The sequence below is a fragment of the Burkholderia sp. ABCPW 14 genome (assembly GCF_001523835.1).
Classification (GTDB): Bacteria; Pseudomonadota; Gammaproteobacteria; order Burkholderiales; family Burkholderiaceae; genus Burkholderia; species Burkholderia mayonis.
On record NZ_LOVS01000084.1, the window covers coordinates 1 to 20,000 of the forward strand.

General features: G+C 64.1%; 22 protein-coding genes. 20 read left to right on the plus strand and 2 right to left on the minus strand.

The annotated features are described in order from the left end of the window. Nucleotides 1-170 precede the first annotated feature (170 nt). From WS62_RS12475 to WS62_RS12550, 15 genes are all read left to right on the plus strand, one after another. A complete protein-coding gene (locus WS62_RS12475) occupies nt 171-845 on the plus strand; it encodes a recombinase RecT (protein ID WP_231748271.1) in 675 nt (224 codons plus the stop codon). Between the two features lie 3 nt (nt 846-848). Next, a complete protein-coding gene (locus tag WS62_RS12480; RefSeq protein WP_066571103.1) occupies nt 849-1,049 on the plus strand; it encodes a hypothetical protein in 201 nt (66 codons plus the stop codon). Nucleotides 1,050-1,109: 60 nt separating this feature from the next. Further along, nucleotides 1,110-1,370 (plus strand): hypothetical protein, encoded by a 261-nt coding sequence (locus tag WS62_RS12485; RefSeq protein WP_066571104.1) that lies wholly within the window; start codon nt 1,110-1,112, stop codon nt 1,368-1,370. A gap of 33 nt (nt 1,371-1,403) precedes the next feature. Then, nucleotides 1,404-1,985, plus strand: a complete 582-nt coding sequence (locus WS62_RS12490; RefSeq protein ID WP_066571105.1) for a hypothetical protein — start codon at nt 1,404-1,406, stop codon at nt 1,983-1,985. A gap of 301 nt (nt 1,986-2,286) precedes the next feature. After that, entirely contained in the window at nt 2,287-2,715 is a 429-nt protein-coding gene (locus WS62_RS12495) for an ASCH domain-containing protein (protein ID WP_066571106.1), read from the plus strand. Between the two features lie 17 nt (nt 2,716-2,732). Continuing rightward, nucleotides 2,733-3,521, plus strand: a complete 789-nt coding sequence (locus tag WS62_RS33450; RefSeq protein ID WP_082720912.1) for a DNA cytosine methyltransferase — start codon at nt 2,733-2,735, stop codon at nt 3,519-3,521. Between the two features lie 10 nt (nt 3,522-3,531). Further along, a complete protein-coding gene (locus WS62_RS38090) occupies nt 3,532-4,593 on the plus strand; it encodes a hypothetical protein (protein ID WP_231748272.1) in 1,062 nt (353 codons plus the stop codon). A 69-nt stretch (nt 4,594-4,662) separates the two neighbouring features. Then, entirely contained in the window at nt 4,663-5,490 is an 828-nt protein-coding gene (locus WS62_RS38095; RefSeq protein WP_066571109.1) for a hypothetical protein, read from the plus strand. Beyond that, entirely contained in the window at nt 5,487-5,906 is a 420-nt protein-coding gene (locus WS62_RS12515; RefSeq protein ID WP_066571110.1) for an ASCH domain-containing protein, read from the plus strand. Before WS62_RS38095 ends, WS62_RS12515 begins: the two co-directional genes overlap by 4 nt. Next, complete coding sequence (locus WS62_RS12520; protein WP_066571111.1) at nt 5,899-6,417, plus strand: hypothetical protein; 519 nt, start codon at nt 5,899-5,901, stop codon at nt 6,415-6,417. Before WS62_RS12515 ends, WS62_RS12520 begins: the two co-directional genes overlap by 8 nt. Nucleotides 6,418-6,601: 184 nt before the next feature. Further along, complete coding sequence (locus tag WS62_RS12525) at nt 6,602-6,985, plus strand: hypothetical protein (RefSeq protein ID WP_066571112.1); 384 nt, start codon at nt 6,602-6,604, stop codon at nt 6,983-6,985. Continuing rightward, the gene (locus WS62_RS12530; protein ID WP_066571113.1) at nt 6,982-7,185 is read left to right on the plus strand and encodes an excisionase; all 204 of its coding nucleotides are present in this window, start codon (nt 6,982-6,984) and stop codon (nt 7,183-7,185) included. Before WS62_RS12525 ends, WS62_RS12530 begins: the two co-directional genes overlap by 4 nt. After that, on the plus strand, nt 7,175-8,251 hold the full coding sequence (locus WS62_RS12535) for a phage integrase Arm DNA-binding domain-containing protein (protein WP_082720913.1): 1,077 nt from the start codon (nt 7,175-7,177) through the stop codon (nt 8,249-8,251). The genes WS62_RS12530 and WS62_RS12535 overlap by 11 nt, the downstream gene beginning before the upstream one ends. Before the next feature lie 257 nt (nt 8,252-8,508). Then, a complete protein-coding gene (locus WS62_RS12540; protein ID WP_066571115.1) occupies nt 8,509-9,363 on the plus strand; it encodes a helix-turn-helix domain-containing protein in 855 nt (284 codons plus the stop codon). Between the two features lie 636 nt (nt 9,364-9,999). Further along, nucleotides 10,000-11,664, plus strand: a complete 1,665-nt coding sequence (locus WS62_RS12550) for an ATP-binding domain-containing protein (protein WP_066571117.1) — start codon at nt 10,000-10,002, stop codon at nt 11,662-11,664. Nucleotides 11,665-11,768: 104 nt separating this feature from the next. Here WS62_RS12550 and WS62_RS12555 read toward each other — a convergent pair whose 3' ends face one another. Continuing rightward, on the minus strand, nt 11,769-13,322 hold the full coding sequence (locus WS62_RS12555; RefSeq protein WP_082720914.1) for a methyl-accepting chemotaxis protein: 1,554 nt from the start codon (nt 13,320-13,322) through the stop codon (nt 11,769-11,771). Nucleotides 13,323-13,558: 236 nt separating this feature from the next. Between WS62_RS12555 and WS62_RS12560 the strand changes: the two genes are divergently transcribed. After that, nucleotides 13,559-15,082 (plus strand): MDR family MFS transporter, encoded by a 1,524-nt coding sequence (locus tag WS62_RS12560; protein ID WP_066571179.1) that lies wholly within the window; start codon nt 13,559-13,561, stop codon nt 15,080-15,082. A 35-nt stretch (nt 15,083-15,117) separates the two neighbouring features. Here the strand turns inward: WS62_RS12560 and WS62_RS12565 are convergent, their stop codons facing one another. Further along, on the minus strand, nt 15,118-16,275 hold the full coding sequence (locus tag WS62_RS12565) for a hypothetical protein (RefSeq protein WP_066571181.1): 1,158 nt from the start codon (nt 16,273-16,275) through the stop codon (nt 15,118-15,120). A 319-nt stretch (nt 16,276-16,594) separates the two neighbouring features. Here WS62_RS12565 and WS62_RS12570 point away from each other — a divergent pair, with 319 nt between their 5' ends. The 4 genes from WS62_RS12570 to WS62_RS12585 all read left to right on the plus strand — a co-directional run bounded on the left by WS62_RS12570 (nt 16,595) and on the right by WS62_RS12585 (nt 19,976). After that, nucleotides 16,595-17,182: a GNAT family N-acetyltransferase gene (locus WS62_RS12570; RefSeq protein ID WP_066571119.1), complete on the plus strand. Its 588-nt coding sequence runs from the start codon at nt 16,595-16,597 to the stop codon at nt 17,180-17,182. A 9-nt stretch (nt 17,183-17,191) separates the two neighbouring features. After that, on the plus strand, nt 17,192-18,049 hold the full coding sequence (locus WS62_RS12575) for a MerR family transcriptional regulator (protein ID WP_066571120.1): 858 nt from the start codon (nt 17,192-17,194) through the stop codon (nt 18,047-18,049). A 123-nt stretch (nt 18,050-18,172) separates the two neighbouring features. Beyond that, on the plus strand, nt 18,173-19,156 hold the full coding sequence (locus tag WS62_RS12580; protein ID WP_066571121.1) for a sulfonate ABC transporter substrate-binding protein: 984 nt from the start codon (nt 18,173-18,175) through the stop codon (nt 19,154-19,156). Nucleotides 19,157-19,331: 175 nt separating this feature from the next. Next, entirely contained in the window at nt 19,332-19,976 is a 645-nt protein-coding gene (locus WS62_RS12585) for a lysoplasmalogenase (protein WP_066571122.1), read from the plus strand. The last annotated feature ends 24 nt before the right edge of the window (nt 19,977-20,000 follow it).

Genomic DNA, 20,000 nt, shown 5'->3' on the forward strand with positions numbered 1-20,000 from the left:
TCGCGCCCCGCGTCAATATCCCGCTTCCGACAGGTTCGTCGCTCCTGCAACGTCGATTTTGAAACTTGTGTCATGCCGCCGTTACGTGACGCCGCCGGAAAAGCGCGGATTTTGACCGCCATCGACACGGCCAAGGCTTCCTAGTGCCGTACGGCCGCACGTGCCAGTTCGTGCCGGGCTGGAAAGGTCTCGTCGACTTGGTGTCGCGTAGCGGCCGCGCAACCGTCTGGACGGGAACTGTATTCGAGGGCGACGAGTTCGACTATGCCCTCGGCGATTCGCCGTTCATCCGCCATCGCCCGGGCGAAGAGAACGACCCGGACAAGATCACGCACGTGTACGCAGTTGGCCGTGTGAACGGTTCGGAGTACCCGGTGATCGAGGTCTGGACCATTCGCAAGATCTGGAAGCACCGTGACAAGTACAACAAGGTCGGCGCAAAGCACTACAGCTTCCGCGACCCGGAAATGTACGCGCGCAAAGTGCCGCTGCTACAGGTGCTCAAGTACATGCCGAAGTCGATCGAACTACAGAATGCGATGGCGATCGCGAATGCAGCCGATAACGGCCATCACGCCGTTATCGATGGGAACTTCGTCACCGTCACCGATCCGGATACCGGCGCGACGGTCGATCCATCGACTGGCGAGCTCACTGACCAGCGTGCACAGCAGTCCGACATGACGCTGCAGGCCTACGACGACCTGCTCAGCCAGATCCAGAAAGCGGACGACGTCGAAGTACTGGCACTCGTGATGGACAGCGCACGCGATCTCCCTGCCGATCAGCTCACAAAGCTGAAACAGGCATACGAAGATCGCAAAGAAGTCCTGATTGGAGCCTGAGCCATGAAACCCATCCATCTGCCGCCGACCGAGAAGATGGTGCGTGCAGGCCGCAACCATGCGAAGTCGCCGAACCTCGCCGAAACCTACGAATTTTTCACCGGCAAAAAACTCGAGGGCGCACATAACGCCGCGGTCGATCTGGCAGCATGCAAGGCCGTCTACTTCGGCATCCAAACTCATCATGAGGCGATGGCCTCGTGACCATCGATTCGCCAACCTGATAAGCACCTCACTGCTTGTGCGCCTTTTGAAGAGAACCAAATGACCAACACCAAATACGAAAAGCTTGATGCGCTGATCCTCTCGAAGATCGGCGTCGCCCCGATCAGATTCGCATCGATCTACGGCGGCGATATCAAAGACGAGAGCGACCGAATCGTCTCGGAACAAGGCCCTCGCTCGTTATATGGTTTCGCCGATCCATGGCGCATCGTCGATCGCCGCCTTCAGTCGCTTCGCAAGGCTGGAAAGATCCGCTCGACACCGAAGGGATGGGTTCGGGCGGAACCGCAAAAGCCGTAGCAATTTATTCCGGATTTATTCCAAGGAGAAATCATGTTCGCTGTACAAGACACGCTCGCCAAGATCGTCTCCGTGACGAACGTGAGCGAGAAGCATGGCGCGGAGCGTAGGCCGGCAATCTCGATCGGACTGCACGTCGTTATGAGCCGTGATGTGCTCGGCGATTTTGATCCGGCGCTGCCCACGATGCTCTATCGCAAGCCACAACCGAAGCCGGGCGAGCTGCCGATGGAGCATGACGGTCTGACCGAGTTGCGCTTCCCGTTCATGCGCAATCTCGCATGGGACAAGAAATATCCGGGCTATCTGCTGCGCTTCCACATCGGCGCGAGCGGCGCCGAAGACGTGCTACTCGCCGAGTGCGAACTGAAGGACATCCGTTTCACCGTGCAGGAAGGTGGCTCTGTCGGCGTGCATTTCAAGATCACCGCGCATCCCAAGGATGAGGTCGACCACGGGAAGATCGCGACGCGGCTTCAGCAGGAAATCGGCATCACGCTCACGCCGCCCACCGATTACGTCGAACCAGGCCTCTTCGGCGAGAAGGCAGACACAGATCGCGAGTATCGACCGTTCGAAGGCTCCGATCTCGACGAGGAAGAAACCGAACAGTAACCCCCGGCCGCGCACGGCCCTCGGATAGCGCGGTTTTAGGGCGGCCAGCATGAGCGCCCGTTTTTTCGGAGTTCATGAGGCAGGAATGCGCGAGTGGTGATCGCGCTGAGGGTTCACGCAAATGCGAGCGCCGTGGGTTGGATGTTGGTAGAGCGAAATGGCAGAAACCCACTAAGACTGCCAGCCCGAAACAGATGCAACAAGCCGGAGATCACTACCGGCCCTGCCCCATGAGCTTCGAGACAACGAAGATGACGAACGAAATTGACTTGCCGTTGAGGCTTTAACTGTAGAGGAAGCGATGAAAGCACTGTCGATTCGCCAGCCGTGGGTGCACCTGATCGTCGCCGGCTACAAGGACATCGAAAACCGCACGTGGCGCACGTCCTATCGGGGGCCGCTGCTGATCCACGCCAGCAAGAGCATGACGCGCGCGGAGTATGAGAACGCTATGCGCTTCGCGATCGTGGCCGGCGTCTCGTACGAGGAACTGAAGCGTTTCGACGAATCGGAGCGCGGCGGGATCATCGGCGTCGTCGACGTGCATGACTGCGTGCCGCCGTCGCGCCGAACCTCTCCATGGCACATGGAAGGCTGCTATGGAATCGCCGTTCGCAACGCACGCGCGCTGACATTCATCCCGTGCACCGGTCGGCTCGGCATTTTCGATGTGTCGCCTGACGTCGTCGCCGTGCTCCACGAAACGCACGATCGGCTCACGTTCGCCTGACCCACAGAGGACACCACGTGCCTGCGTACTACAACGAGCGCGACCCATACGCCGCGCAGTGGCTGCGCAACCTGATCGCCGCCGAGCACATCGCACCGGGCGACGTCGACGAACGGAGCATTGAGGATGTCCGACCTGATGACCTGCGAGCCTACGACCAGTGCCATTTCTTCGCCGGAATCGGCGTCTGGTCGTATGCGCTTCGTCGCGCAGGATGGCCTGACGATCGACCTGTTTGGACCGGTTCCTGTCCGTGCCAACCTTTCTCCGCGGCAGGCAAAAGACTTGGGTTTGATGACGAGCGGCACCTCTGGCCTGATTGGTACTGGCTCATCTGTCAGTGCCGACCTGTCGCAGTGCTTGGCGAGCAGGTTGCGAGCGCTGCCGGGCTCGGCTGGCTTGATCGAGTTTGCGCCGACCTTGAGGACGCGGACTACGCCTGCGGGGCGGTCGATTTCTGCTCTCGCCGCGTCGGATTTCCGCTTCGACGGTCGCGCCTTTTGTTTGTGGCCCACCCCTACCGTCAACGACAGCCGCGGCGGCCGCAACCGAACCGCCGTGCGTTCGAACCCGAACAGTGCGCATCACGACGGAATCACGTTGGTGGATGCAGCGCGGCTGCACTGCCTGACTGGCGAGATGTTGTCGGCACCGACGGAAATCGTCGGCTGCTTGAATCCGGCACTGAGCCGCTCGTTGATGGGGCTGCCGGCCACGTGGGACCACTGCGCGCCTACGGTAACGCGATCCACGCCGAAACGACCACGCAATTCATCCTCGCCGCGCGCGAAATCCTGACCATCTGAGGACATCACCATGAACGACCAACAACAGAGCCGCGCTGATGCGCCCATTACGCAACGATATTCGTGGGCCACGACAGGCATGAAACGAGATCCTGAAGGCTCGTTTGTGCTCGCGTCGGATGCCGGCGCGAGAAACAGCCGCGCTGATGCGCTGACAGACGAGCGGCGCGAGCAGGTATGCGAAGCGATAGGCTCAACACTCGGTAACGCATACGACTGCATGCGTGTCTGGTCGGCATGGGGCGTTGGCACGATGAGTGCCGACGACTTTCGACTCGTTGCCGACGATCCGGAACGCGTGGCCGAGATTGCAGACGCTGCAATTAATGCGATGTGCGCCGCATCTGCCAATGAGACAGGTGCGGAAGGGGCGGCGATCACCGACCACGACGCGAAGGGACTTGAGATCATCGCGGGCTGGCTGTACAAGGACGGGCTCGTCGAACCTGCGGCGATGCTTCGGCGACTCGCTTCCGCCCGCTCCCCCGCTATGGCGGCAGCAGCGCCGGCCGACGAGCCGACCATTCCGGCCGAACTGCATCAAGACACCGCCAAACTCGTGCGCCGGTTCGCTCGCGCGCTCGCCAACAAGCTGTTGGTCGCCCAGCGCAAGTACGGCTACTCGGACAACTGGATGCGTGACGGCTGGGCGGACGAATGCCGCGCCGAGCTGATGCGTCACATCCAGAAAGGCGATCCGCGCGACGTTGCCGCTTACTGTGCGTTCCTGTGGCACCACAACGAATCGACCGCACCCTCGCCGGCCGACGAGCGGGCGGTGTCGTTCGAGGCGTGGTGTGATCGCTTTCCGGAAATCAGTGCAGTCGAGCGGTTGCGGGATGCATGGAAAGAAGCCCGCGCGGCAGCATCGCCCGCTGCGGAGGGGGCGGCTCCGGCAGGCTGGAAGCTAGTGCCGAGCGTTGCGACCGATGCAATGTGCATTGCCGGCAACAATGCAATGCTTCGCCATTGGGCGCGCGGGATTTATGAGGCCATGCTCAAAGCCGCCCCGCAACACGCGCAGGACGATGCATCCGAGAACCAGCACGAATATGACTCGCGAGAGGCTTAGCGGTTGCTGAAAGGAAACCGCCAGAAAGGTGAGATGCCTTTCCAAAATTCCACGAAATATGAGTTCGTCATGAATACCGACATCAAAGCAACTGAAGGTCCGCTTCTCCATCTAGACGTGCTCCTAACGGCATTCCATGCTGCCATTTGGAATGGATGTGAAGCCGGAGAAGACTTCGACATCGCAGGATCGGAGGAATGCAAAGCTATTCAGCGATTCGTGCGCCTGAATTTCATTCAGGCTCCTGCCGCAGCTAATCACCATTTTCCGCAGTACGAATACCGTGACACCGGCCCGTTGGAAACCGCAGATTGTGTGGTCACGGACGCAGCGCAGGCCGACACACCGGAAAAGGCGCGCGAGCGCGACGATCCTGAACTGATCGCGGCAAGCAACAAGGGCTATGCGGCCGGACTGCGCGACGGCAAAGCGCTCGGCGCTTGCGGTCCACTCGCCCCCGCCGATGCGGGAGAGGCGGTGGGGTGCCTGATGGTAAAGCGTTTCCGTGGTTTGGTGAATACGGACTTTGATTACTACGGAAACCTGCCGGATGGCTCGTATGAGTGTTACACCGCCCCGCCCACCGCGAGGGTGGCAAGCCTGACGGATGCTGCGCGCGACGTGCTGATCGAGCGCCGCCGGCAGGTCGAGCAGGAAGGCTGGACACTGGAGCACGACGACGAGCACTCGCGCGGGCAGATGGCGCTTGCTGCCGGTTGTTACGCAATGAACGCCGCACGCGCCCCCAGCAAATACCCCCCGACTGCGTGGCCGTGGTTTTCTGACTGGTGGAAGCCGACGACACCACGCCGCGATCTCGTCAAGGCCGGCGCGCTGATCCTTGCCGAACTCGAACGCCTCGACCGCACCGCCCTTCTCAATGGAGCCGACCAATGAAGGCACTTTCCATCCGCCAGCCGCACGCATGGCTGATCGCCAACGGCCACAAAGACATCGAGAACCGTGACTGGCCGACCAACTTTCGCGGGCGCGTGCTGATCCACGCCGGTGTGACCTATCCCAAGCGCGACTACGAGGACGACTTCGAATCGTACTCGGAACAGTACGGCTCATACCCGAAGCGCGAGGAAATGATCGGCGGCATCGTTGGTGTCGTCACCATCACTGGATGCGTGACCGAAAGCGATTCCCCCTGGTTCTTTGGCAAGTATGGGTTTGTGCTCGCTGACGCCAAGCCGCTGCCGCTCGTGCCGTGCAAGGGCGCACTGAGCTTCTTCAATGTGCCGCCTGATGTCGCCCAGCGACTGCGCGAGCCGCATGCATCCATGAGCAGAGGTGCCGACCATGACTGACAAGCTGACGGATCTGATCGAGCAATCGTATCAGCTGACCTGCTATGTTGCGGCTGCCTTCTGCTCGCCGAGGGAACGACATCGCGACTGCGACGGGAATGTCTACTACATCCAGCCGACGACAGAGGATTGGTGGAACGGCCTGCGCGAAGATCTCGAATCACTTCAACCGAAGCTTCAGGCCGCACTCGCCGCCCCTGCGCGGCAGCCGAACAGCCTGAGTGAGTTTCTGCGCAATCATGCGATCTATCACGAATCCGGCATCGCAGCCAAAGATCCTGAAGTTGTAGAGCATGTGAAGCAATTGCGAGCATGGGCTGACGCGCTCGACGCTATGCCTCAAACGGTCACGCAGCAGCCGAGCGGCGAGGTGACGGGATGGAAGTTGGCGATGTGTGTTCTACAAAGTGACCTCTACCAGCATCTAGACGATGCCGAGCGGGCTGAATGCGACGAACTTGTTTGTGCCAATCCGTACGCCGCCCGCATCCGAGAAGACTCCCATGAGTAGACCTAGGCCAAAAATTCGCGGACACACGAAATCCTGTGCCTCCAAACAGAGGTTCGAAACATTGGAGCAAGCAAGCGCAGCATCAAGGCGAGGCAGATGGGATTTCATGCAAGCATACAAGTGCAAGAAATGCGGGAAATTCCACTATGGACATCCAAATCCATTAAAGAAGAGGAAATAGGCAATGATCGAGATCGACGTGAAGAAGATAAGGGAATGGGCTATGCGGTGTTCGGGATATTGCTTGATGGAAATTGATCCGCAAATCATCCTCGATATTCTCGACAGCCTAGACTCCTACGAACGCAACCGCGAAGAGATGCAGCAGTATATGGCGGCGCAGGCGGAAGAGATCGCCGCACTTAAGCACGATCTCGAACGCGCATTGGCAAATCATGCTGCTGATGCGCGTGGCGACGTGACGGACGACACGAAAGCCGATGCAGGACGGTATCGGTTCTTAGAGTATCAAGCGCGAACCGGCGCATATAGGGGGATCATAAGCCGCAAAGCTATCGACGCGGCAATCGACGCCGCCCTCACACAATGGCAGGAAGAAGTGAGATGAAGATCAAGCTCGAACTCTGGCTACAGCGAGAATTTGAACCCGCGCCGGCGATTCGGACAGCGCGCCGATGGATCAAGGAAGGTAGGATTTTCCCGGCTCCGGTCAAGATCGGGAACGCCTACTATGTAGATCAGACGGCCGTCTTCCAAGAACCGGCCGCGCGCCCCCGCCTCGTACATCGGATCGCACATGGCAGCTAGACCGCGCATGCGCAAGCACGCCAATTTCCCGGACAATCTCCATCAGCCGCGCCCCGGCTATTTCACGTGGCGCGATCCTCGCGACGGGAAGACGCACATCCTTGGCCGTGTACCTCTTGCGCAGGCAATCCACGAAGCCCAAGAGGCCAATCTGGCAATTACTGCCGGCACCACGAAATCGCTGGCGGAACGCATCGCCTATGAATCTCATACGGTTGCCGATCTTCTCGAGAAGATGCCGGTTTCGCCGAAAGAGGAAACCGCAAAAAGCAGACGATATCTCGACAAGATCATCCGATCAAAGGTCGGGACAGTCGAATGCGCCGAGCTGCGCACGAAACATCTCGCCGAGCTATTGGAGGCAACCGTGGCAGATGACAAGACGGCGACCGCGAAGATTCTGCGCGCGCGTCTCGTGGCCGTCTGCAAGCGCGGGATGGCGCTGGGCTGGATGGATGCGAATCCGGCCACCATGACAGAATCGGTCCGAGTGAAGGTGAAGCGGCGCCGTCTCAAGCTCGAAGAGTTTCAGGCCATCCTCGACGTCGCACCCAAGGTGGCGGATTGGCTGTCCAATGCGATGCTGCTCGCATTGGTCTCCGGTCAGGATCGGTCGACGATCGCCCGCTGGCCGCGCAAATGCGTCTATGACGGCTTCGCGCGCATCCACCGCACCAAGACTGGGGTGAACGTCGAAATCCCGGTGGGACTGCGTCTGGATGCGATTGGGATGTCGTTACAAGATGTAATTACGCGGTGCCGCTCAACCGGCGTTATCAGCAAGTACCTGGTCCATCACGTCGTCGTCAAAAACGGCACGAAACGCGGCGATCCGGTAAGTCTGAGCAAGATTTCGGTATCTTTTGCCGAAGCGCGCTTGATCGCCGGGATCGCGGGTGACGACGCACCGACCTTCCATGAAATCCGAAGTCTAGCCAAGCGCCTGTATGAAAAACAGGGGGGCGTCGACACGAAGGCGCTGCTCGGCCATCTGAGCGACCAATCCGCCGCAACCTATCTGGACAGCCGCGGGCTGGAGCCGATCCGCGTTAAGCTGGGCGGCTAGTTTTGAACGAATTTTGAACACCTGTTGAACATGGCCTTATATCATAAGGCGCGCAGCGATGTCTAATGTAACCTCACGAAACACCTTTCACAGAAAAACGCACACTAGTGCGCAGAACGAACTTTATATTTGCGGTAAAGTTATCCCTTCCACGCGTGGCCGGTCGGCTCGCTTCATCCGGTGGCATCGAACGATGCCATACCGTGCGCCTCGAGGCGCTCCCTTCTGAATCACTCGATCCGATCCGTTCCCGCAGTATGGCCAACGAAGCAAACACCACGGATTCCCTTGCCGTCGCCGAGCGCGTACGCGAACTGATGACCCGTCACGGCATCGGCAAGCGTCAGCAGACGACCGAGCTCTGTCGAATTCTCGACCTGAGCTTTTCCCAAGGGCATCGCAAGCTGCGCGGCAGCAGTCCCTGGACGCTCGCGCAAATCAAGAAAGTCGCCGAAGCTTATGGCGAGCCCGCCGCGCAGCTATTCGGCGCGCAGGCCCTCGATCCCGGCATGGTCGGCGCATGCGCGCAAGACGCGGTGCTGTATGCAGGCATCGCGGAGATTCCGTGCACCGCGTGGATCGGCGGGCTGCTCGACGCGGGCGCGCGTCCCGAGTTCGTCGCCTACGAGCAGCAGGGCCGCTGGCGCGTGCTGCGCCATACGGGCGTCCTCTATCAAAACGCGTACGACGTTCACAAGATCGAAATCTATCCGCGCCGGGCGGAAAGCGACAAACTGCTCGTCGCCGTGATCGATGCCGACAGCGTGAGCGCCGACGAAGTCTGCCGCTATCTCGACGAGCAGGGTTTCGTGACGGCCCGCTTCGGCAGCGTCGATGCCTTCGTCGACGCGCTGCAGGGCCAGGCGTTCGACGCGGTCGTCACCGAGTGGATGTTCGACGGCCGCACCGCCGCCGATGCGATCCAGGCCGTGCGCGCGTCCGACAATCCGGGCGCGCCGATCTTCGTGCTGACGGGCGACCTGCTGACGGGCCGCGCGAGCGAGACTGAGATCAGCGAGGTGATCCGCGTGTACGACGCCGTCTGCTACGAAAAGCCCGCCCGCATGGCGATCCTGAGCGCCGATCTCGCGAAGCGCCTGGCGCGCGCATGACGACGACGGCGCGCGGCCTGCGCGCCGGCCCGCGGATGTCGGGCATGCCCCGGCCACCGTGGCCGCACCGAATTTTGAGATTGCGCACCCTATCTCGAAATCGAAATCGCGACGATTCGTCGCCGACGAATCACACGTGACGACGCATGCGAATTGCGGTATTTGCGCGTTCTCCGCCCCCGCTTCCTCGTTCGTCGCTTCTCTCCCCGCCGGCTGTGCGTCACGTCGGTCGGCGAGCGCGCCGGGTGTCTGGCCGCCTCCGCATGCCGAACGCGTACATCGACGCGACGTCATACGTGTGACACGCTCACATCGATCGACGCGGAGATGTATCTGCGGCTTTGCATTCGCCGTCTCTTCATGCGGGATTCGCCGCATGCGCCTGCCGCCCATCGAGCGCCGACTTCGTCGCGCACGTCACGCCCCGCAAAGGCGCGCCGTGGGGCGCACGCCGGTGCATGCGTGCGCGACGCGTCCGCACCGGTTCGTGACGACCGCCTTCCCACCATGCGTCGTCGGACTCGCCCGGCGCCAATCGCCGCGCCTCCTCCGATCCGCGCCGCACGCCCGCCGCGCACGCGTCTGCGTACAATAGCCGGCGATCTTTCCCCATCGCACGCACTGTCAGGACCCGACATGGCCCGCATCATTCCCGACGACTGGAAGAACCTCGCCGCCACGGGCGCGGCGGAGCGCGAGCGCGAAACGCTCGCGGCGCTGGAACGGACGCTGCCCGACGCCTACACCGTCTACCACGGTGTGCACTGGACGCGCGCCGACCAGAATTTCTCGGTGTTCGGCGAGGCGGACTTCGTGATCGTGAGCCCGGCCGGACGCGTGCTGGTGATCGAGCAGAAGGCGGGCTTCCTGCGCGAGACGCCGAAGGGGCTCGTCAAGGTCTATCTGCAGACCGAACGCAACGTGTCGATCCAGCTCGCGCGCACGCTCGAAAACCTGCATCGGCGGCTCACCGCCGCGTTCGGTGCGGGCGCGTACGGCGTCGAGGAGCTGCTGTACTGCCCGGACTACACGGTGAAGAATCCGGCGATCGCGGGCGTCGCGCCCACGCGGATCGTCGACGCGACGCGCAGGCATGAACTTGCCGCGCGCATCGTCGACGCGCTGCCCGCCGACGAACCGCCCTTTCCGGGTGCCGCGAAAATCCACCATTTCCTCGCGGACGAGCTGTCGCTGACGCCCGACACGAGCGTGCTCGTCGGCCAGGCGGACACGCTCGTCACCCGGCTGTCGGGCGGCCTCGCCACGTGGGCGCGCCGGCTCGAGTTCGCGCCGTTCCGGCTGCGCGTAATCGCGACCGCGGGCTCCGGCAAGACGCAGCTCGCGGTGCGGGCGATGCGCGACGCGATCTCGGCGGGCAAGCGCGTGCTGTACGTGTGCTTCAACCGGCCGCTCGCCGATCATGTCGCGCGGATCGCGCCCTCAGGCGCGACGATCGCGAACTACCACCAGCTCTGCGACTGGGTCGCCCGCGACGGCGGCCACGTGCCCGACTTCGGCGCGCGCGACGCGTTCGCGCAACTGGAGGCGCGCTTCGCGCAGACGCCGATCGCCGAGCGCTGGCGGTTCGATACGTCGATCGTCGACGAGGGCCAGGACTTCCAGCCGCCATGGGCGGCCGCGCTCGAGCGGCTCGTCGCGCCGGGCGGCGCGTGGTGGTGGCTCGAAGATCCGCTGCAGAACCTGTACATGCGCGACAGCGTGCCGCTGCCCGGCTGGGTGACGCTCAAGGAAACGACCAACTACCGTAGCCCGCGCGACATCCTCGAGTACGTGCGCGACGTCGTCGGCGGCATCGAGCCGCTCGCGGCCGAGCTCGCGTCGGGCAGCCCGTTCGGCGGATCGGAGATTTCGATCGCCGCGTACGACGCGACGGACGCGGAATCCGCCGCGCAAGCCTGCATCGACGCGACGAAGCGCGCGATCACGCATGCGCTGGCGCTCGGCTTTCGCAAGCAGGACATCGCGGTGCTGTCGTTCAGGGGACGGGAGGGCTCGGCGTTTACGGCGCTCGACCAGCTCGGCCCGCACCGCGTGAAAAGCTTCACCGGCAAGTACGACCTGTTCGGAAATCCGGAATATCGGGAAGGCGACGTGCTGCTGGATTCGATCTATCGCTTCAAGGGGCAGGCCGCGCCGTGCGTGATCCTGACCGAAGTCGACTTCGACACGTTCGACGCGCGCGCGGCACGCAAGCTGTTCGTCGGCGCGACGCGCGCGACGATGAAGCTGATCGTCGTCGCGTCGCGGCGGGCGGCGGAGCGAATCGCGCCTTCCGCATGACGCAGAGGCAACGCCGGATGACGCCGAATCGCGTCAGGTGAGGCCGGGCGCGCGAATCAACTGTCCCGCGCGCCGGAATATCGGGAAATCGGGCAACGCAAACGTCAGGCGACGCGGAACGCGCCGACCGTGCGGCGCAGCCCGTCCGCCTGCTCTTCGAGCGACGCGGCGGCGGCCGCCGCCTGTTCGACGAGCGCCGCGTTCTGCTGCGACACCTGATCCATCTGCGACACCGCGCGGTTCACCTGCTCGATGCCGTCGCGCTGCTCGTTCGACGCGGCCGAGATCTCGGTCATGATGCCCGTCACGCGCGCGATCGCGCGCTGGATCTCCTGCATCGTGTCGCCCGCCGAGCCGACGAGGCGCGAGCCCGTCGCCACCCGCTCGACCGATTCGCCGATCAGCGCCTTGATCTCCTTCGCCGCCGATGCGGAGCGCTGCGCGAGCGTGCGCACCTCGCCCGCGACGACGGCGAAGCCGCGGCCCTGCTCGCCCGCGCGCGCCGCCTCGACCGCCGCATTGAGCGCGAGGATGTTGGTCTGGAACGCGATCCCTTCGATCGTGCCGATGATGTCGGCCACCTTCTGTGAACTCTGATCGATCTCGGCCATCGTGCCGACCACCTCGCCGACGACCGTCGCGCCCTTCGTCGCGATGTTGGTCGCGGTGTCGGCGCAGTTCTGCGCTTCGCGCGCGTTGTCGGCGTTCTGCTTCACCGTCGCGGTCAGTTGCTCCATGCTCGCCGCGGTCTGCTGCAGCGCGGCCGCCTGCTCCTCGGTGCGCTGCGACAGGTCGGTGTTGCCGGCCGCGATCTGGCGCGTCGCGGTCGCGATCGACTCGGAGCCGTCCGTCACCTTGCACACCGTGTCGGACAGGCTGCGCTGCATCGTCGTCAAGCCGGTCACGAGCTCGGCCATTTCGTCGTGCGACGTCCAGCGCAGTTCGGTCGTCAGATCGCCGTCAGACAGGCGGCGCAGGTGCGTGAGGATCCGCACGAGCGGCTGTGAGATCGCGAAGTGCAGGCCGATCGCGCAGCCCAGGCACGCGGCGAGACCGAACACGATCCCGCCGCCGAGCGCGAGCCGCAGCCACGCGTACATTTGCTCGGCGTCGTCGTAGGCCGCCTTGCCGTACGCGGCGCGCGCGTCGTCGAGCGTGGTCGTCGCCTTCGTCCACGCAACCGACAGCGGCGGCGCGACCGTCATCATCAGACGATCCGCGTCGTCGTGCCGGCCCGCCTTCAGCGCGTCGATCATCGGCTTGAGCGCATCGTCGACGAGCGCGCGGCGCGCGGCGTTCGCCTGACCGGCGAGCGCCTTCTCGTCGTCGCTGCGGGGCAGCGCGTCATAATCGCGCCAGCCGCGATCCGACGCGGCCAGGTACTGCTCCGCCTTCGCAATCGTATTCGCGGTGTCGGGCGCCTCCGGATGCAGGATCACGCGATCGAGCGTCGTGCGCGTGATCGCGAGATTGAGGCTCGCCGACGCGAGCGCCGTCTTCGCCGCGAGCTGCCGCGTGTACGCGTCGTCGAGCGCGGCGTTCGAGTCCTGCATGCTGAAGAAGCCGATCACGCCCGTGATCGTCAGCAGCGCGGCGACGAGCCCGAGCGTCGAGAAGATCCGGGTGCGAATCGAAAAGCGGGAAAAAAAAGCGTTCATGACCAGGAAGAGTCGTAAGTGGTAGCCGCCGGTTTGGGGGACAGTCGCCGGTATTACGGCCCCGCGCCCGGAAACTTGAGTCGCATCAAGCGCTGCGGCGACTTGCCGCGGCGCACCGCCCGGCGGCCGCCGTCACGGTTCGTAACCGCCGGAATATTTTGTGACGAAGCAGATATTGACTAGTCAATCGATTGTTCCTACATTCCGTGTCGCACCCAATGACGAAACGACTCCCCATGCCAACCGAATCCTCCGCGCCGTCCGCCCCGTCCGCCCCGGCCGACGCCGGCCGCCCGGGCGCGACCGTGCGGCTCACGATTGCCGCGCTGCTGCTCGTGCTGCTGCTGTCGGCGCTCGATCAGACGATCGTGTCGACCGCGCTGCCGACGATCGTCGGCGAGCTCGGCGGCCTCGAGCAGCTGTCTTGGGTCGTCACCGCGTACCTGTTGTCGTCGACCGTCGTGCTGCCGCTGTACGGCAAGCTCGGCGACCTGTACGGGCGCAAGATCGTGCTGCAGGCGGCGATCGTGCTGTTCGTCGTCGGCTCGGCGCTGTGCGGGCTCGCGCAGGACATGACGCAGTTGATCGTTTTGCGCGCGCTGCAGGGGCTCGGCGGCGGCGGGCTGATGGTCGTCACGATGGCGGCGATCGCCGATCTGATCCCGCCCGACGAGCGCGGCCGCTATCAGGGGATGTTCGGCGGCGTGTACGGAATCGCGACGGTAATCGGGCCGCTCCTCGGCGGGTTTCTCGTCCAGCACCTGTCATGGCGCTGGATCTTCTACATCAATCTGCCGCTCGGCGCGCTCGCGTTCGCGGTGATCGGCGCGGCGTTCAAGCCGCACACCGCGCACGTGCGGCACCGGATCGACTACGCGGGCGCCGCGTTCCTCGCGACTGCCCTCACCTGCGTCGTGCTGTTTACGAGCCAGGGCGGCACGATCCTGCCGTGGTCGTCGCCGCAGCTATGGTTCACGCTCGCGCTCGGCCTCGTCGCGACGGCGGGCTTCGTCTACGAGGAACGCCTCGCCGCCGAGCCGATCATGCCGCTCGCGCTGTTCCGCCACCGGACCTTCGTGCTGTGCAGCCTGATCGGCTTCGTCGTCGGTCTGTCGCTGTTCGGCTCGGTCACGTTCCTGCCGCTCTATCTGCAGGTCGTCAAGGGCTCGACACCGTCGGAAGCCGGCATGCAGCTACTGCCGCTGATGGGCGGCATGCTCGCGACGTCGATCGCGAGCGGGCGGCTCATCACGAAGCTCGGCAAGTATCGCCTCTTTCCGATCGCGGGCACGTTCGTCGCCGGCGCGGCGATGCTGCTCCTCGCGACGCTGTCGCTCGACACGCCGCTGCGCACGATGTACCTGTACATGGCGCTGCTGGGCGGCGGACTCGGCATGGTGATGCCCGTCATCGTGCTCGCGGTGCAGAACACGGTCGAGTTCCGGCATCTGGGCGTCGCGACGTCCGGCGCGACGCTGTTTCGCTCGATCGGCGGCTCGCTCGGCGTCGCCGCGTTCGGCGCGCTGTTCTCGAACGGGCTGCACGCGCGACTCGCAGCCGCGCTGCCGCCCGACGCGGAGCTGCCGCCGTCGCTCGGCCCCTCGGCCGTCCGCCAGTTGCCCGACACGGTGCGCGGCGCGTATCTGCACGCGTTCGCGAGCTCGCTGCACACGGTTTATCTGTGTGCCGCGGCGGTGATCGCGATCGCGTTCGCGCTCGCGTGGTTCGTCGAAGACGTGCCGTTCAGGAAAAAGGGTTGACTCGAGCCGCCCGCGCGCGCGGGCGGCCCGGTCGATCACTTCGCGTCCCGCTTGCACGGCTGCGGGAAGAACTTCAGCTCGTGGCCGATGCGCAGCGCGTACACGATGTTGTCGTTGTCGAGGAACGCGACCCGCGCGCCCGCCGGCACGTCGCACGGCGATTTCTCATACATTTCGAGGTGATAAACCGACTTCTCGGCCGTGTTCGTCATGAAACGGTCGTAATCGCCGAGCATCCGTTTCGCGAAGAACATCACGACACCAGCAAAAATCGAAAAGCCGACCAACCGGAAAATACCCGTGATCCACGGATACGCACTTTCGTCCCGCTTCAGCAGCCCGGCCGAAAAGAACGCCTTGGCCCCCGGGTCCATCACGAAAAAGAACATTCCGTAAATGGGCAGGAACAGCACGGATGCCGCATACAGCGTCATCAGAATCAGCAGCGCGATGAATGGGATCGACAGGATCGCGACAAAAATTTCAGTATGAGGGAATTTCGATGGATCGACGCCCGCGACGTCGTTGATCCGCTGATTCGCGAGCGCGATCGCGAAGTTGGTGAGGCCCGTGAACGCGAGCAGCAATAGCCCCTTTCCGATGTGCGTCGCGTAGATCCGCTTGTACAGCGTCAGCGCGTCATAGACCATCCCGCCAAACCAGAAGACGAGCGCGAGCATCAGCAGACCGACGAAATTCCACACATGGTGAAGCGGATACGTCGCGAAGAACAGCAGCACGGCGAGCACGCAATTCAGATAGAGCTTCTGAGCCGTGTCGAGCTGCCTGTAAATGCGTTGCAGCGCCGTGAAGGCTTTGTGCAGGCGGGGCATGCGCACGTCGGCCGGGGCGGCCGACTGCGCGGATGCGGATGCGGATGCAGGTGCAGGTGCAGATACGGGCGGCGTCGTGGTCGACGCTGCCGGTTCGGGCGCGCCCGCCGTGCTGGTCGACATCGACGCGATTGCGATCGCCGGCCGAGGTTGCGACGCAGAAGACTGATCGAGTTGCGCCCGATCAGCGGACGCTGCGTCCATTGCAACCGATGCGGTTGCAACTTCATCGTACAAGTGCTTTGCATCGCTCGTCGATGCGGCGGCTCGCGAAACGCGTTTCGATTCGCGCGCGCCGGGCTTGCGACGCGCATCGTTCTTCTTTTGAAATTCGGCCGGTTTGCTGTTTTGTTTATTCATTTCGTTCAAATCATCGCGGGCATTTTTTCGCGACGCGCTCATGTCGAACGATACCGCCGGTTTCCCGCCGCACGTCGCGCGTCTCGGAACGGCCGCGGATTATAAGACGGTCAACGGCGTTAAGTGAAGAAGTCGCAAAACGCCGTCGATCGAATCGATTCGTTTTCGCCGCCGCCACGGGAAAATCGAAACATGAATGGCCGCCCATCGCGCGCGCTGTATCCGGAGATCCCGCCTGTGCGCGATCGCGTCCCTCGCTTTGCGGACATTTTTGAAGGCGCGCATAGTATCGATTCCATCATTCCCGCCCCGTTTCGCGATGAAAACCTCCGACGCGCCCACCCTTTCCACCGCCATCGTCCGCGACGCCGCCGAGCACGACCTCGAAGCAATCCGGGCAATCTATGCGCATCACGTGCTGACGGGCGTCGCGTCGTTCGAGGAAACGCCGCCGTCCGTCGGCGATCTGCGCACGCGACGCGAAGCGGTGCTGCGGCACGGCCTGCCGTATCTCGTCGCCGAACTGGACGGCGTCGTCGCGGGCTACGCGTACGCGACGCCCTATCGGCCGCGCAGCGCCTATCGCTACGCGATCGAAGATTCGATTTACGTGAACGACGCGCACCGCGGCCGCGGCATCGGCCGCGTGCTGCTCGCCGCGCTGATCGAGCGCTGCGAAGCGGGGCCGTGGCGGCAGATGATCGCGGTCGTCGCGGACGGCGGCAGCGGCGGCTCGACGTCGCTGCATCGCGCGCTCGGCTTCGAGCCGGTCGGCATGCTGCGCGCCGTAGGCTTCAAGCACGGCCGCTGGATCGACACCGCGCTGATGCAGCGCGTGCTCGGAGACGGCGCACAAATGCCGCCCTCCGACGCCGACGCCTCGCACGGAAGCGCTCGGTCGCGCTAAAATCGTTGCATGCCGAAATCGAACCCAACCACTCCCGCCGACGCTGCCCCGGACGCGTCGACGTTGAACGAATACACGGTCGACGAGCTCGCGCGCGTGTCGGACACGACGGTGCGCAACGTACGCGCGTATCAGGATCGCGGCCTGCTCGCACCGCCGCGCAAACGCGGCCGCGTCGGCATCTATGACAACACGCACGTCGCCCGCCTGAAGGTCATCAATCATCTGCTCACGCGCGGCTACACGCTGTCGAACATCCAGGACCTGATCAAGGCGATCGACGACGGTCACGACCTGCGCTCGATCCTCGGCCTCGAAAACGCGATCGGCGGCCGCTGGTCGAGCGAGCGTCCACAAACCTTCTCGCTCGCTCAGCTGATCCAGATGTTCGGCCCGCAGACGCCCGCGTCGCTCGGGCGCGTCGCCGAGCTCGGCCTGCTCGAGCGGCGCGGCGTGTCGTTCGTCGCGAAGAGCCCGGTGCTCATCGAGGCCGCGGCCGCGATGGTGCGCGAAGGCATCCCGGCGCGCGAACTGCTCGACGCGATCAGCATCACGCGGCCGTATTTCGATGCGATCGCGCGCGTCCTCGTCGAGCTCGTCGTGCGCCGCCTCGATCGCTACGACGAAGGCTCGCTGCCGCCGCCGACCGACGTGCCGGCGCTCGTCGACGCGATCTGGCGGCTGCGTCCGCTCTCGTCGGTGTTCGTCGAAGGCGAGATGAACCGGGCGCTCGAGGCGGCGTCGAGCGCCTATTTGGGCGGCCGCGTCGCGACGATCCTCGACAAGAAGCTGAGCTCCCAGGCGGCGCGCGACGGAGAGTCCGGGTTCGAACGAACCGCAGCGAAGGACGCCCCGAAAAAACGTTAGACGCGCACGCGTCATATTGATATCGGCAATGCTTGGTTCGCACCGGCGACTGCCCGTGCGACGATCTCCCGACCCGAGCGGCGTGCGCGCCGCTCGTTTCGTTCAACGTCGTGGAGATTGCCGATGATTCGCCCTGCCCGCTGGATTCCCCGAACCGTAGCCGCCGCGTTCGCGTCGCTCGTCGCCGTCGCCGCCTTCGCGCAGGACGACGCGGGCGGCAAGGTGCTGCGCGTCGGCTATCAGAAAGCGGGACTGCTCGCGGTCGTCAAGGCGCAAGGCTCGCTCGAGACGCGCGTGAAGCCGCTCGGCTACGCGGTCAAATGGTTCGAGTTCCCGGCCGGCCCGCAACTGCTCGAAGCACTGAACGCGGACAGCATCGACATCGGCTACACGGGCGCGCCGCCCGCCGTGTTCGCGCAGGCAAGCGGCGTGCGTTTCGTCTACGTCGGCGCGGAGCCGCCGTCGCCGCACAACGAGGCGATCATCGTGAAAGCCGATTCGCCGCTCAAGACCGTCGCCGACCTGAGAGGCCGGAAAGTCGCGCTGCAGAAGGGATCGAGCGCGAACTACCTGTTGCTGAAGGCGCTGCAGAAGGCCGGCGTGCGCTACGACGAGATCCGCCCGATCTATCTGCCGCCCGCCGACGCGCGCGCCGCGTTCGAGAGCGGCAACGTCGACGCGTGGGTTGTCTGGGATCCGTATTACGCGGCTGCGCAACAAGCGCTGAAGGCGCGCACGCTCGCCGACTATACGGGCCTGCCTTCCGCCTACAACTTCTACGAAGCGACGCGTGACTTCGCGACCCGGCATCCGGACGTCGTCGGCACGGTGCTGCAGCAGTTGCGCGAGACCGGCCAGTGGGTCAACGCGCATCCCGCGGAAACCGCCGCGCTGATCGCGCCGAAAATCGGCCTCGATCAGGCGCTCGTCGAGACCTGGGTGAAGCGTGTGCCGTACGGCACGGCGCCGCTCGACGGAAAGATCGTCGCTTCGCAACAGGGCGTCGCCGACGCGTTTCACGCAGCGAAGCTAATTCCGCAAAAACTGACCGTCAGCGACAACGTCTGGACCGATCGGAACGCCGCCGCCGCGCTCGCGGCGAAATAGGCACGGCCGCCTCGCCCGCGGTCCGGTCCGGTCCGGTTAGAAGGATTCGTCCGTCCCCGATAACGTCTTCTTGCCGATAATGGGCGGCCGCGCGGACGCCGTGCGTCGTCCGCGACGCTGCCCGCGCGGCCGATAACGAGCTGCGTGCGAGGAGACCGCCCGATCGTGTTGTCCAATCTGCCCGCGCGCGCACGGCTTCTGGCTCGCCGCCGCGCTTGCCGCGCTGCTGTACGGGCTGTCGCTCGGCCAAGCGCCCTATTCCGTCCAGCCTGCCGCGAAAGCCGCGCTCGGTGCGCTGCTGTTCCTCGCCGCATTGCAGCATCCGCTCGCGCGCGAGCGCGCATGGCTCGGTGCCGCACTCGCCGCGTCCATGCTCGGCGACGTGCTGCTCGCGCTTTCCGAATGGCCGCCGTCGTTCGTCGCCGGCCTCGGCGCGTTCCTGCTCGCGCACCTCGCATACTGCGCACTGCTCGCGCCGTGGCGCGCCGCGCCGCGCGGACTGCGCGCCATCGCGCTCGTCGCACTGTGGATCGCCGCACCGGCGCTCTATGCCGCGTTCTTTCCCCATCTCGCCGCGCTCGCCGCGCCGGTCGCCGTCTACATCGCCGTGCTCGTCGCGATGGCAAGCCTCGCGCTGTGCGCCCGCACGCCCGGCCCGCAGGTCGCGGTCGGCGCGCTCGTGTTCGTCACGTCCGACACGCTGATCGGCATCGATCGTTTTCTCGGCGCGTTTTCCGGCGTCGATTATTTCATCTGGGGTTTTTATGCCGTCGCGCAATTGACTATTGCGTTCGGCGTGCTGCGCCGCAAATCAAATTAATCGAATACACGTCGCAATCCTTAA

Excerpts from the sequence above, each read along its gene's own strand:
- WS62_RS12480 (WP_066571103.1), top strand. The coding sequence starts at position 849 with ATGAAACCCATCCATCTGCCGCCGACCGAGAAGATGGTGCGTGCAGGC.
- WS62_RS12485 (WP_066571104.1), top strand. The coding sequence starts at position 1,110 with ATGACCAACACCAAATACGAAAAGCTTGATGCGCTGATCCTCTCGAAG.
- WS62_RS12490 (WP_066571105.1), top strand. The coding sequence starts at position 1,404 with ATGTTCGCTGTACAAGACACGCTCGCCAAGATCGTCTCCGTGACGAAC.
- WS62_RS12495 (WP_066571106.1), top strand. The coding sequence starts at position 2,287 with ATGAAAGCACTGTCGATTCGCCAGCCGTGGGTGCACCTGATCGTCGCC.
- WS62_RS38090 (WP_231748272.1), top strand. The coding sequence starts at position 3,532 with ATGAACGACCAACAACAGAGCCGCGCTGATGCGCCCATTACGCAACGA.
- WS62_RS38095 (WP_066571109.1), top strand. The coding sequence starts at position 4,663 with ATGAATACCGACATCAAAGCAACTGAAGGTCCGCTTCTCCATCTAGAC.
- WS62_RS12515 (WP_066571110.1), top strand. The coding sequence starts at position 5,487 with ATGAAGGCACTTTCCATCCGCCAGCCGCACGCATGGCTGATCGCCAAC.
- WS62_RS12520 (WP_066571111.1), top strand. The coding sequence starts at position 5,899 with ATGACTGACAAGCTGACGGATCTGATCGAGCAATCGTATCAGCTGACC.
- WS62_RS12525 (WP_066571112.1), top strand. The coding sequence starts at position 6,602 with ATGATCGAGATCGACGTGAAGAAGATAAGGGAATGGGCTATGCGGTGT.
- WS62_RS12530 (WP_066571113.1), top strand. The coding sequence starts at position 6,982 with ATGAAGATCAAGCTCGAACTCTGGCTACAGCGAGAATTTGAACCCGCG.
- WS62_RS12535 (WP_082720913.1), top strand. The coding sequence starts at position 7,175 with ATGGCAGCTAGACCGCGCATGCGCAAGCACGCCAATTTCCCGGACAAT.
- WS62_RS12540 (WP_066571115.1), top strand. The coding sequence starts at position 8,509 with ATGGCCAACGAAGCAAACACCACGGATTCCCTTGCCGTCGCCGAGCGC.
- WS62_RS12550 (WP_066571117.1), top strand. The coding sequence starts at position 10,000 with ATGGCCCGCATCATTCCCGACGACTGGAAGAACCTCGCCGCCACGGGC.
- WS62_RS12555 (WP_082720914.1), bottom strand. The coding sequence starts at position 13,322 with ATGAACGCTTTTTTTTCCCGCTTTTCGATTCGCACCCGGATCTTCTCG.
- WS62_RS12560 (WP_066571179.1), top strand. The coding sequence starts at position 13,559 with ATGCCAACCGAATCCTCCGCGCCGTCCGCCCCGTCCGCCCCGGCCGAC.
- WS62_RS12565 (WP_066571181.1), bottom strand. The coding sequence starts at position 16,275 with ATGAATAAACAAAACAGCAAACCGGCCGAATTTCAAAAGAAGAACGAT.
- WS62_RS12570 (WP_066571119.1), top strand. The coding sequence starts at position 16,595 with ATGAAAACCTCCGACGCGCCCACCCTTTCCACCGCCATCGTCCGCGAC.
- WS62_RS12575 (WP_066571120.1), top strand. The coding sequence starts at position 17,192 with ATGCCGAAATCGAACCCAACCACTCCCGCCGACGCTGCCCCGGACGCG.
- WS62_RS12580 (WP_066571121.1), top strand. The coding sequence starts at position 18,173 with ATGATTCGCCCTGCCCGCTGGATTCCCCGAACCGTAGCCGCCGCGTTC.